The sequence below is a fragment of the Buttiauxella sp. S19-1 genome (assembly GCF_022134725.1).
Lineage (GTDB): Bacteria > Pseudomonadota > Gammaproteobacteria > Enterobacterales > Enterobacteriaceae > Buttiauxella > Buttiauxella ferragutiae.
The window spans coordinates 23,206-35,106 of the sequence record NZ_JAHWLU010000022.1 but is presented as its reverse complement, the minus strand read 5'-3'; the positions used below and the strand labels follow the sequence as shown (position 1 = coordinate 35,106).

The following is an 11,901-nucleotide window of genomic DNA, read 5'->3' as shown; positions in this document are numbered from 1 at the left end:
TCCCTGTCAGAATTTATAACCACGGTGCAGTGCAACCACGCCAGCGGTCAGATTGAAGTAGGTGGTATTTTCAAAGCCAGCCTCTTCCATCATCGCTTTCAGTGTTTCTTGATCCGGGTGCATACGAATAGATTCAGCCAGGTAACGGTAGCTTTCGGCATCTTGTGCAACGATTTCACCGATACGCGGCAGAATGTGGAAAGAATAGGCATCGTAGGCTTTGCTCAGGGGTTCGATAATCGGTTTGGAGAATTCCAGAACCAGCAGACGACCACCTGGTTTTAATACGCGGTACATTGAACGCAGTGCTTTTTCTTTATCGGTCACATTACGCAGGCCGAAAGAGATAGTGATGCAGTCAAAGAAGTTATCCGGGAAAGGCAAGGCTTCAGCGTTAGCCTGAACATAGTTCACATTGCCAACCACACCGATGTTGCGCAGTTTTTCGCGCCCCATTTTCAGCATTGAGTCGTTGATATCCGCCAGAACCACTTCGCCCGTTTCGCCAACCAGACGGGAGAACTTAGCGGTTAAATCGCCAGTGCCTCCAGCTAAATCCAGTACGCGCTGACCACGGCGAACACCACTGCAATCAATGGTAAAACGCTTCCAGATACGATGGATGCCGAATGACATCAGGTCATTCATCACGTCGTATTTTGCGGCCACAGAGTGGAACACATTAGCGACCATATCGGCCTTTTGTTCTTTCGCTACAGTGCGAAAACCAAAGTGTGTTGTTTCCTGGGATTCTTCAACCATCTCAATGCCTGCTTATCCAAAAAATGTTCATGAAGTGTAACAGAACGAGCCCTAAAGCCCTATGCTTCAAGCTGCAGGGATTAACCTGAACTTAACGCTCACCAACGATACGTCGGTTCTCTAAACTGTTGTCCGTGCTCTTTTCTTCGTCGTTTTCATGCTCGTGGCGAACTGAATTCTCGTCTTCTTCAAATCTGGCCTGTTCGACCAAATCTGGATTAATCTCACGTTTAACCTCAACGCCCAGCCCACGAAACGCATCGGCCTGCACGAGAATATTACCGCGTCCTGAAGAGAGCTTTTTCATCGCCTGCCGGTAGTTGTCCTGCGCTTTATCGAGGCTCTGGCCGATCGCCGACATGTCATCCACAAAGAGGCGCATTTTGTCATACAGGCGACTGGCGCGTTCGGCAATTTGTTGCGCATTACGGCTTTGGTGTTCATAACGCCACAAATTGGCAACGGTTCGTAGCGCCACCAGCAAGGTCGTCGGGCTGACCAGCATAATGTTATTTTTGAGCGCTTCACTGATGAGTTCAGGCTGGCGGTCAATTGCCAGTAAAAACGCAGGCTCGACAGGAATGAACATCAACACATAATCCAGCGAACGCAACCCCGGCAACTGCTGATAATCTTTACGGCCCAGCATGCGAATATGGTTACGCATGGCGGCAATATGTTCGTTGAGGGCGCTTTCACGGGTCAGTTCATCGTCACCGTTGTAATAACGTTCGTAGGCCACTAACGTCATCTTGGCGTCGATCACCACATCTTTACCCTGTGGCAAACGCACGATCACATCAGGCTGCATACGGCTGTTATTTTCGAGCTGAATATTCACCTGTGTTTCGTATTCATAACCTTCGCGTAAACCTGACGCTTCCAACACCCGCGTCAAGATCACTTCGCCCCAATTGCCCTGAGTTTTGTTATCCCCTTTCAGGGCTTTGGTGAGATTCAGTGCCTCTTGCGCCATTTGGGCATTCAGCTGTTGCAGGCTGCGGATTTCATGGGTCAGCGTGTGGCGTTCACGAGCCTCCTGGCCAAAGCTTTCCTGAACCTGGCGGCGGAAACCATCCAGTTGCTCACGCAGCGGCGACAGTAATCCGTTCAAACTCTGGCGGTTTTGTTCTTCAACTTTGCGGCCACTTTGCTCAAAAATACGGTTAGCGAGGTTTTCAAACTGTTCGCTGAGGCGCTGCTCGCTGTTGAGCATCTGGCGATGTTTGTCATCGGCATTCAGGCGGGTTTGTTCCAGCAATGTGGAGAGTTCGCGAATATCAGCTTCTTGCGCACTGTTGATTTCGAGCTGGGTGCGTAGCTCGCGATTAAGCTGCTCACACTCCGCTTTCCAGTGCTGATTTTGCTGCAACTCTTGCCGGGCCGCAGTCAGTTCGCCGTAGATTTCTCGTTGTTCTTCATGCAGTGCGGATTGCCGCCCGGCAGCCCGCAAACTTGCCAGCAACCAACCCGTCAAAACCCCCACCAGCGTAACGCCGATGCCGAATAAAATAGAAAGATCCACAGTCACTCCTACAAGCCATGCCAAACCCCAGCAAAATAAAATTCTGCTGTATAAATGTCCAGATGAAAAGGGATTTCCTGCGAGGTGTTACGCAAAGAGTAAAAATTAAGCCGGCTTGCACCGGCTTTGGGGAAACTAGATTAAGCGGCGAGCCGCTTCCACGACGATTTTCACCGCATGGCTTTCGGTTTTCTTCATGGTCTCAGCGTTCGGGATCTCTTGCTGAGTACGGTTTACAATCACACCAGCAACCATACCCGCACGCAAGCCCTGGCTTGCACACATGGTCAGAAGGGTCGCAGATTCCATCTCGTAGTTCATCACGCCCATCTGCTGCCATTCTTCCATGGAGCCTTTGTAGCGGTTAACAACGCGGCCTGAGAAGGTGTCGTAGCGTTCCTGACCCGGGTAGAAGGTATCAGAAGATGCCGTCACGCCAATGTGCGTGGTCGCGCCGATAGATTTCGCGGCTTCAACCAGTGCGGTGGTACAAGCAAAATCTGCAACTGCCGGGAATTCCATTGGTGCAAAGTGCAGGCTGGCACCGTCAAGGCGCACAGACGCGGTGGTCACCAGAACATCACCAACATTAATATGCGGCTGAATAGCGCCTGTCGTCCCGATACGCAGGAAGGTACGAATACCCAGTTGTGCCAGTTCTTCCACAGCGATTGAAGTAGACGGGCCGCCGATACCGGTAGAGCACACGATAACTGGCTTGCCGTCTAATTCCGCACGCCAGGTAGTAAATTCACGGTGGGCAGCCAGTTTGACCGGCTTGTCCATCAGCACAGCGATTTTTTCAACTCGCTCAGGATCGCCCGGGACGATGGCAAGTGTTGCCCCCTGCAGATCACTTTTGGTTAGGCCGAGGTGAAAAACATCAGACTTGGACATAACAGAACTCCTGCGTTGAATAGATTGGCTTGCGCCTCAAGAAGGTACTTTACAGAACCCCTGCAAAAAATTTCGTGACGCATTTCACTTTGAATGAAACAAATTACATCAATTTCATATTTTTTGGTGACTCCTGTCACATTTAAGCGTGCTACCTGTTCCTTTTTCAGACAGCGAAAACATTTTAGTCTGGAGATTAGCCTAAATAAATCCTGGCTATAGTTATCGCACTGCGCTAATCAAAAAGGAGAATGCTAATGAAAGAAGAACAAGCCACAGGTCATTTGCCGGGCGGGAATTTTGCGCCAGCGGCCTCCCCACCTGCTTCAACAGTACTGCATACCCCAGATGACGCAATTCAGGCCGGGGAAACCTCGATTCCCACCCGGGGCGAGAATATGCCCGCTTATCACGCCCGCCCAAAAGACGCGGCAAGTTCTTTGCCTATCGTAATTGTGGTGCAGGAAATTTTCGGTGTGCATGAACATATTCGCGACATTTGCCGCCGTCTGGCGCTGGAAGGGTATCTCGCCATCGCGCCAGAGCTTTATTTCCGTCAGGGCGATCCTAATGAGTATGCCGACATTCCAACTTTATTCAGCGGGCTGGTATCCAAAGTACCTGATGCACAAGTGCTGGCCGACCTCGATCATGTCGCCAATTGGGCGGCTCGTAACGGCGGTGATGCTCATCGCCTGATGATGACTGGCTTTTGCTGGGGCGGACGGATTACCTGGCTGTACGCCGCGCATAATCCTCAATTAAAAGCAGCGGTAGCGTGGTACGGCAAGCTGGTCGGCGAAAAGTCGTTAAATTCACCGCATTACCCTGTAGACGTTGCCATTAATTTGAACGCGCCGGTTTTGGGATTGTATGGCGCAGAAGATACCAGTATTCCGCCTGAAACTGTGGAGACCATGCGTCATGCGCTGCGCGCCGCAAATGCCAACGCAGAAATCATTGTTTACCCGGAAGCGGGCCATGCGTTCAATGCTGACTACCGCCCGAGCTATCATGAAGAGTCCGCAAAAGATGGCTGGCTACGCATGTTGCAGTGGTTCGTACGCTATGGTGCGAAGAAGTAACGAATACGACCCTGGCCATGGTCAGGGTATTAACCAAAGGAGGGGTGAAGGAAATAGCGTAAATGAGATAAACAACATGTCACTCTGATTAGAATAATAAATAGAAAACTACATTCCCGCCACAACAATACATACCTTCCACCAATGAATTATCACTTAACCATATAAATATTTCATTGTTGATAATTCATTTATAAAAATGTTGCATCTCAATATTATCGGGAAAAAAATAAAAACATTAAAGCTTGTGGGTGGTATTGCAATTTTGTTAAGTGCACCAATAGTTCTTACAACATTTTTTATTATTGCAATAGGTATCGGTCTAAATGTAGGGTTAAATACGTTAGATAACGAAATGGGTTTATCTGCCAGCCTAAAAGAAAAACTTCGCATTGCACTCGCAACAAGAACAGCGAACAAAGGAGTGGAATAGCCAACATACGTCGCTATTTTTCAATCTATTCTCTAATGCATCGAGCTAAAAAATGAGTAAAGAGACTATTTTACATTGGATTATTATTAAGTTCGCTAATGTAGCATTGCTGCTTTCAGCATCAGCTTATTTGGGGGGGCATTTAGTGTTTTCACATTTCTTATATTTTTAATTATCGCATTCCTGCTCCCTATATGGTTGATGTTCTCACCTTATAGCAACTGCCCTCAGGAAAGACTCGGCGCCTATTATGTTACCGATTTAGAACTCTGTAAGACCATCGACCCGAGAAACTGGAAAATCGAAAAAATAAACCAGGGTTGACGATGGTGATCGGAGCAGGAATATCAATAATTGGCTAAGTCGACGGTTTGTACGAATACCCTCTCCCTGAGGGAGAGGGTTAGGGTGAGGGCAAAAAATCAAGCGCTACGCAGGTTCTGTGCCGCTTTTACCATGTTTGCCAACGCCTGGCGGGTTTCCGGCCAGCCGCGGGTTTTCAGCCCGCAGTCCGGGTTCACCCACAAGCGCTCAGCCGGAACAGACTCTGCCGCTTTCTTAAGCAATGCTTCAATCCATTCCACACTTGGCACGTTTGGCGAGTGGATGTCATACACGCCCGGCCCAATTTCGTTCGGGTATTCGAACTCTTTAAACGATTCCAGCAAGTCCATATCCGAACGTGAGGTTTCGATAGTGATCACGTCTGCATCCAGCGCCGCAATGGAATCCATGATGTCGTTGAACTCGCAGTAACACATGTGAGTGTGGATCTGCGTGTCGTCGCGCACTACGGCGGCATTCAGGCGGAAGGCTTCCACGCCCCATTCCAGATACGCCTGCCAGTCGGACTGGCGCAGCGGTAAACCTTCGCGCAGTGCGGGTTCGTCAATCTGGATGATGCCGATACCTGCAGCTTCCAGGTCTGCCACTTCGTCACGCAGCGCTAAGGCGATTTGTTTGGCGATGGTTTCACGGCTCACGTCTTCGCGGGGGAATGACCAGCAAAGAATGGTGACCGGGCCAGTTAGCATGCCTTTCACTGGTTTGTCGGTCAGGGATTGCGCGTACTTCGCCCATTCCACCGTGATAGCTTCCGGGCGGCTGATGTCACCAATAACAACCGGTGGTTTCACGCAGCGAGAACCGTAGCTTTGCACCCAACCGTTTTGGGTAAACACGAAGCCGTCGAGGTGTTCGCCGAAATATTCCACCATGTCGTTACGCTCGGCTTCACCGTGAACCAGCACGTCCAGACCTAAACGTTCCTGCTCAGCAACAGCCTGTTTGATGTGTTCAGCAATACCGGTGCGGTAGTTGTTGGCGTCCAGATTGCCTTTTTTGAAATCGAGGCGTAGGCCACGGATTTCAGTGGTTTGCGGGAACGAACCGATCGTCGTTGTCGGCCAGGCTGGCAGATTGAAGCGCTGACGCTGAGCCTGAGCACGAACGGTGTAGTCGTTCTGGCGTTGGCTGTCTTGCGCAGTGATCGTCGCCAGGCGCTGTTCTACTGCCGCATTATGTACGCGTTGTGAATGACGGCGAGCCTGAATCGGCGCACTCCACTCAACCAGTTTTTCTGTGTTACCGCTGTTCAGCGCGTCAGTCAGCAAAGACAATTCGGCACATTTTTGCAGAGCGAAGGCAAACCAGCTTTTCACTTCTGCATCCAAACGTGTTTCAACGCTCAGGTCGATTGGGCTGTGCAGCAGTGAGCAAGAAGAGGCAACCCACAGATCACGTTTACCAACCAGGTCTTTAAGCTGCGCATATTTCTCAATCAAATCCGCACGCCAGACGTTGCGGCCATTAATCACGCCGGCTGACAGCAGCCAGCCAGCAGGCAATTGCTGATGCAGCGCGTTGATGTCGTCTTTGCCATGCACGAAGTCAACGTGCAAACCCTGCACAGGCAGCGCGGTGATGGTATTCAGGTTTGGCGTCACGCCTTCAAAATAGGTGGTTAGCAGCAGCTTAACGTTGCCAGCCAGCGCGTCGTAAGCCGGTTTGAAAGCATCCAGCCAAACTTGCGGTAACTCCAGCACCAGCGCTGGTTCGTCAATTTGCACCCATTCGATACCGCGTTTTGCCAGTTCAGCCAGCACCTGCTGGTAAACCGGAAGAATATCTTTCAGCAGGCTCAGTCGGTCGAACTGCTTGCCTTTCACTTTACCCAACCACAGATAAGTGACCGGGCCAAGCAGCACAGGTTTCACGTTGTGGCCGAGTGCCAGCGCTTCGTCGACTTCATCCAGAAGCTGCGTCCAGGTCAGTTTGAACTGCTGGCCTTGGGTGAATTCCGGAACCATGTAGTGGTAGTTGGTGTTAAACCATTTGGTCATTTCAGCGGCTGCGGCAGGTTCACCCGTTGGCGCACGGCCACGGCCCAGGCGGAACAGGGTATCGAGACTGACGCTGCCGTCCGCGTTCTGATGACGAGCCGGCACATTGCCAAGCAGCAAGCTGGTGGTCAGAACGTGATCGTACCAGGCGAAGTCGCCTACAGGCAGTAATTCCACACCCGCTTCTTTTTGTTGTTCCCAGTGGCGGGCACGCAGTTCGCGGCCCACCGCCAGTAATTCTTCCTGAGTGGAGTTGCCCGCCCAGTAACTTTCTTGTGCTTTTTTCAGTTCGCGACGCAGGCCAACACGGGGGAAGCCGAGGGTGTGATTAAGTATTGTCATTTTATGCCCCTTGATGAATTTTCAGATTTAGCCATCCAGATGTTTACACCGCTATCTTGCAAAGGTACTGTATAATCCTCAAGCGCAATTTGCTCATGCCGAAGTGAAGGACATTCATGATCGAGATCAAACACCTGCGGACGCTACAGGCGTTACGAAATTGCGGCTCTTTAGCCGCCGCCGCCGCCGCGTTGCATCAAACCCAATCGGCGCTTTCTCATCAGTTCAGCGATCTGGAGCAGCGCCTTGGGTTCCGCTTGTTTGTTCGTAAAAGCCAGCCACTGCGCTTTACTCCGCAGGGCGAAGTGCTGTTACAACTGGCTGAACAGGTGCTGCCACAAATAAGCCGTGCCCTTCAGGCTTGTAACGAACCACATCAGACTACGCTGCGAATCGCCATCGAATGCCATAGCTGTATTCAGTGGCTGACACCGGCGCTGGAGAACTTCCACAAGAGCTGGCCGCTGGTGGATTTGGATTTCAAATCAGGCGTGACGTTTGACCCACAGCCTGCTTTGCAGCAGAGCGAACTGGATATCGTTTTAACCTCGGACATTCTGCCGCGCAGTGGCCTGCACTATTCGCCGATGTTTGATTATGAAGTGCGCCTGGTGCTGGCCACGGATCACTCGCTGGCGAACAAAACGCGTATTGAGCCTGAAGATTTGAGCAGCGAAACGTTGTTGATTTACCCGGTGCAGCGCCAACGTCTGGATATCTGGCGCCATTTCTTGCAACCGGCTGGAGTTAGCCCATCGCTGAAGAGTGTCGATAACACATTGTTATTGATTCAGATGGTATCAGCACGCATGGGCATTGCCGCACTGCCGCATTGGGTGGTGGAGAATGTTGAACGCCAGGGTTTGGTGGTGACCAAAACCCTGGGCGAGGGATTGTGGAGCCGGTTGTATGCCGCCGTGCGCGATGGCGAACAGCGCCAACCCGCTACGGAAGCGTTTATTCGCTCGACGCGTTCACACGCTTGCGAGCATCTGCCGTTTGTGCGGAACGCGGAGCGACCCAACGGCGATGCACCCATAGCGAAGCCATTATCACCGTCCCACCAATAATGAAACTCGGCCAGTGGGGTTGCTCTTGCCAGATGGCGAGGTTAACCAGCAGCCCTGCCGGAACATGCACGTTGTTCATGATGCCGAGTGTCCCCGCATCCACTTGAGTCGCGCCATAGTTCCACATGAAGTAACCCAGCCCGGATGCCACCACGCCGAGCCATATCAGGATGCCCCATTGCAGATGGGTCGTTGGGAGCTTTTGTGGGTTCCCCAGCGCAAACCATGCCGTCACCGCCACCATAAAAGCGCCAAGATAAAACCATGAAAATGCGCAGTGCTGCGGCATCGGGCGCGTTTCCATCAGGCGTTTGTAGCCGACCATACCGATGGCGAAACAGATGTTTGCCGCCTGTACCAAAAGCAGGCCAATCCAGAAGTGATCGCTGACTTTGTCATAGCGAATAATCGCCGCACCTATCACCGCCAGTCCTGCACTCAATGCATATCCCCAGCGCAATTTATTACCGCTTATCAAATCGTAAATCAGCGTGACATACAGCGGCGTCATCACCGTAAACAGCAGGAATTCCGAAACGGTGAGGTAGAGATAAGCCTGGAAGCTAAACAGGTACATCACACCAAGTTGCAGCGCACCCACCAGCATATAAAGCAGCAGTGTTTTCACGCTGTAGCCTTTAAAACGCAGGAACGGCAGGAACACTAACGCCGCAAGCCCGACGCGCATCAGCACGGAAAAATAGCTGTCGACATGCCCGGCAAGGTATTCGCCAATCAGGCTAAAAGAGAAGGCCCACAGAATGGTGGTGATGATGAGTAACGGCACGATGAAGTCTCTACAACAGGCAATTTATTCACCATTGTAGCGAAGGGTATGACGCGGAGTTGAATTATTTGGTTGACGAGTGGTGATTAATTCACCACTCGTTTTTCACGAATTAATCTTTACCGAGGAACATTTTACGCAGGTAATGTGGAACGGCGTTATCCGCGTTGGTACCAATCACTTCCAGCTCTGGCAACAAGTCTTTCAGGCGCTGGTGAGCGTTGCCCATGATGCAGCCTTTACCCGCCATGCTGAGCATTTCAGCGTCGTTCATGCCGTCGCCAAAAGCGATGCACTCTTTCAGGCTATAACCCATCGCTTTGGATACCGCTTCCAGTGCGTGGCCTTTCGATACGCCACCCGCCATCACTTCCAGGCAAGTCAGGGTTGAGAAACTCACGTTGACGCGGTCACCCCAACGGGCAATTAACGCTTGCTCAAGCGGCAGCAGTTTTTCGTGCGAATCGCAGGTAAAGAACACTTTGCTGACGCCATCGGATTCCAGCAAACCAGGCTCAAACAGGCTGTAATTGAACACCGCTTCTTTAAAATATTTCATCTCTTCCGGGCGGTGGCGGTTCATAAACCACTGGTCGCCACGGTAGACGTTGGTCACGATATCTTGATTGGTATGCACCACACCAAACAGATCATGAGCGATGTCGGTATCAAGGTCGTGACTGAACACCAGGTTGCCGTCTGTATCGTGAACGCGCGCACCGTTTGAGGTGATCATGTAGGCTTTGATTTCGAGGTTGTCGCGGATTTGCCCGACATCAATATGGTGACGACCGGTCGCGAAAACGAAGTGAACGCCTTCAGCGGTGAGCAGTTTCAGCGTTTCTTTAGCATACGGGGTCAGAAGGTGGTCGGGGGACAGCAACGTGCCATCTAAGTCAGACGCAACGACATGGTACATAGGATTAGTAAACCTCTGGTGAAGAAAATTAACGATGCCGATCAAAAAACGCGATGATGGCATTCAGCGCTTCGGTTCGCATATCGTCCTTTTCGAACAGGATCTCATGATACGCACCGTTTATGACGTAAGGTGTTTCCCCCTCACAAGGGTTGCCCGCCGCAGCTCGAAGTTCACAGAATTGGTCATGCGCGCGGTTATCAACAACGCGCTCCTCTTCTGCTTGCAGGATAAATATCGGCGTGGTGATAGCAGTGGCTCCCGCTAAAACCTGTTCTCCTGCGAGTATCCCTTCTCTTACCCAGTGATTCGTTGGCCCACCCAACCGCAATGCTGGCTCATCAGCATAAAAACGCAGATTGCGGCGGTAACGTTCACGGCTATGGGTCAGGACATTAACGCTAAATGGTAATGCGCGCCAGCGGCCAGTTCCGATTGCATAACCCTCGCGAATACGTTGATGGCCTTCCGCCCAATCAAGAATATGGCGCACCATCCAGTCAGGCCAGCGCAAGGCGATACCAAACATCGGTGCACACAGCGCAACGGCATCAAAGCATTGTGAATTTTTTTCAAGCCACAGGGTGATGATTGCCCCGCCCATAGAGTGCGCTAAAGCGTAGCGTTTTCTCCACGGGCCATTGGCGACTTCGTGCTGATAAAAGCGGTCAAAGTCGTCAACATAGTCGCTAAACTTCGCCACGTGCCCGCGATGTGAATCCGATAGCATTCGCCCGGATCGCCCTTGGCCACGGTGGTCGATAATTAAAACGTCGAACCCACAGTGGAACAAGTCATAAGCCAGTTCAGCGTATTTTACGTAGCTTTCGATACGCCCAGGGCAAACCACAATCACTCTGTCATGATCCTGCGCGCGAAAGCGTACGTAGCGTACCGGCACTTCATCGACGCCTGAAAATTCACACTCTTCGCGCTGCCGCCAGAAGTCCATCAGTGGACCGGTGGTGAAAGCTGCAAAGGCGCTTTCCCTGTTTGACCATCCATTTTTATGCTGAGTCATATCGCTTTTTTGTGATTCGTAGCACGCTCATCAACAATAGCGTATTGTGGCATAAAAGTGTTCTTTCAGGGAATTTCACATGAGTGTTGAGTGGTGGTTTACCTATCTCGTGACCACAATAATCCTGAGTCTTTCCCCCGGTTCTGGGGCGATTAATACCATGACTACCGCCATCAGCCACGGCTATCGCGGCGCGGCTGCGTCCATTGCCGGGCTGCAAACCGGCCTGGCGATTCATATCGTGTTGGTGGGGATTGGACTGGGCGCTATTTTTTCGCACTCGCTGCTGGCATTTGAAATATTGAAATGGGCGGGTGCCGCTTACCTTGTCTGGTTGGGTATTCAGCAATGGCGTGCCGCAGGGGCGATTGATTTAAATACGCTCGCCACCAGCCAGCCACGTAGCCGCCTGTTTAAACGGGCGATTTTTGTGAATCTCACCAACCCTAAAAGCATTGTCTTTCTCGCGGCACTTTTCCCGCAATTTATCGCACCAAATCAGCCGCAAGCGGCGCAGTATTTAATACTCGGCGTCACCACGGTGGTGGTCGATATTATCGTGATGATTGGCTATGCGGGGCTTGCGACACGCATTGCGGGCTGGATTAAAGGGCCACGTCAGATGAAAGCGTTGAACCGCGTGTTTGGTTCACTGTTTATGTTGGTTGGCGCGCTCCTCGCCTCAGCACGCCAGTAATACCCGTAATACTTCAAGTTG

The 11,901-nt window shown here is 51.4% G+C and carries 11 protein-coding genes; 4 read left to right on the top strand and 7 right to left on the bottom strand.

Features of this window, described 5'->3' with window-relative positions; all coding sequences use genetic code 11:
• Positions 1-6: 6 nt before the first annotated feature.
• From ubiE to udp, 3 genes are all read right to left on the bottom strand, one after another.
• Positions 7-762, bottom strand: coding sequence for a bifunctional demethylmenaquinone methyltransferase/2-methoxy-6-polyprenyl-1,4-benzoquinol methylase UbiE (gene ubiE / locus MES37_RS07815; protein ID WP_064541465.1), 756 nt, complete (start codon positions 760-762; stop codon positions 7-9).
• Positions 763-853: 91 nt separating this feature from the next.
• The gene (rmuC, locus tag MES37_RS07810) at positions 854-2,287 is read right to left on the bottom strand and encodes a DNA recombination protein RmuC (protein ID WP_064541468.1); all 1,434 of its coding nucleotides are present in this window, start codon (positions 2,285-2,287) and stop codon (positions 854-856) included.
• A gap of 135 nt (positions 2,288-2,422) precedes the next feature.
• Positions 2,423-3,184 (bottom strand): uridine phosphorylase, encoded by a 762-nt coding sequence (gene udp / locus MES37_RS07805; protein WP_034492150.1) that lies wholly within the window; start codon positions 3,182-3,184, stop codon positions 2,423-2,425.
• Positions 3,185-3,441: 257 nt separating this feature from the next.
• On the opposite strand from udp, the gene MES37_RS07800 reads away from it, so the two are divergent.
• Positions 3,442-4,269, top strand: coding sequence for a dienelactone hydrolase family protein (locus MES37_RS07800; protein WP_237930881.1), 828 nt, complete (start codon positions 3,442-3,444; stop codon positions 4,267-4,269).
• 199 nt (positions 4,270-4,468) lie between these two features.
• Positions 4,469-4,702 carry a hypothetical protein gene (locus MES37_RS07795; protein WP_237930873.1) on the top strand — a complete coding sequence of 78 codons (234 nt, stop codon included), beginning with the start codon at positions 4,469-4,471 and terminating at the stop codon, positions 4,700-4,702.
• Between the two features lie 422 nt (positions 4,703-5,124).
• On the opposite strand, the gene metE is transcribed toward MES37_RS07795, so the two are convergent.
• The gene (gene metE, locus MES37_RS07790) at positions 5,125-7,386 is read right to left on the bottom strand and encodes a 5-methyltetrahydropteroyltriglutamate--homocysteine S-methyltransferase (RefSeq protein ID WP_237930871.1); all 2,262 of its coding nucleotides are present in this window, start codon (positions 7,384-7,386) and stop codon (positions 5,125-5,127) included.
• Between the two features lie 116 nt (positions 7,387-7,502).
• Here metE and metR point away from each other — a divergent pair, with 116 nt between their 5' ends.
• On the top strand, positions 7,503-8,456 hold the full coding sequence (gene metR, locus MES37_RS07785) for an HTH-type transcriptional regulator MetR (protein WP_064541480.1): 954 nt from the start codon (positions 7,503-7,505) through the stop codon (positions 8,454-8,456).
• Here metR and MES37_RS07780 read toward each other — a convergent pair.
• The 3 genes from MES37_RS07780 to pldB form a co-directional block, all read right to left on the bottom strand.
• Complete coding sequence (locus tag MES37_RS07780) at positions 8,344-9,243, bottom strand: carboxylate/amino acid/amine transporter (protein WP_121814568.1); 900 nt, start codon at positions 9,241-9,243, stop codon at positions 8,344-8,346. The genes metR and MES37_RS07780 overlap by 113 nt on opposite strands.
• A 112-nt stretch (positions 9,244-9,355) precedes the next feature.
• A complete protein-coding gene (gene yigL / locus MES37_RS07775; protein ID WP_064541488.1) occupies positions 9,356-10,162 on the bottom strand; it encodes a sugar/pyridoxal phosphate phosphatase YigL in 807 nt (268 codons plus the stop codon).
• Between the two features lie 28 nt (positions 10,163-10,190).
• Positions 10,191-11,183 (bottom strand): lysophospholipase L2, encoded by a 993-nt coding sequence (gene pldB / locus MES37_RS07770; protein ID WP_064541491.1) that lies wholly within the window; start codon positions 11,181-11,183, stop codon positions 10,191-10,193.
• 79 nt (positions 11,184-11,262) lie between these two features.
• Between pldB and rhtB the strand changes: the two genes are divergently transcribed.
• Positions 11,263-11,880: a homoserine/homoserine lactone efflux protein gene (gene rhtB / locus MES37_RS07765; RefSeq protein ID WP_133523139.1), complete on the top strand. Its 618-nt coding sequence runs from the start codon at positions 11,263-11,265 to the stop codon at positions 11,878-11,880.
• Positions 11,881-11,901 lie beyond the last annotated feature (21 nt).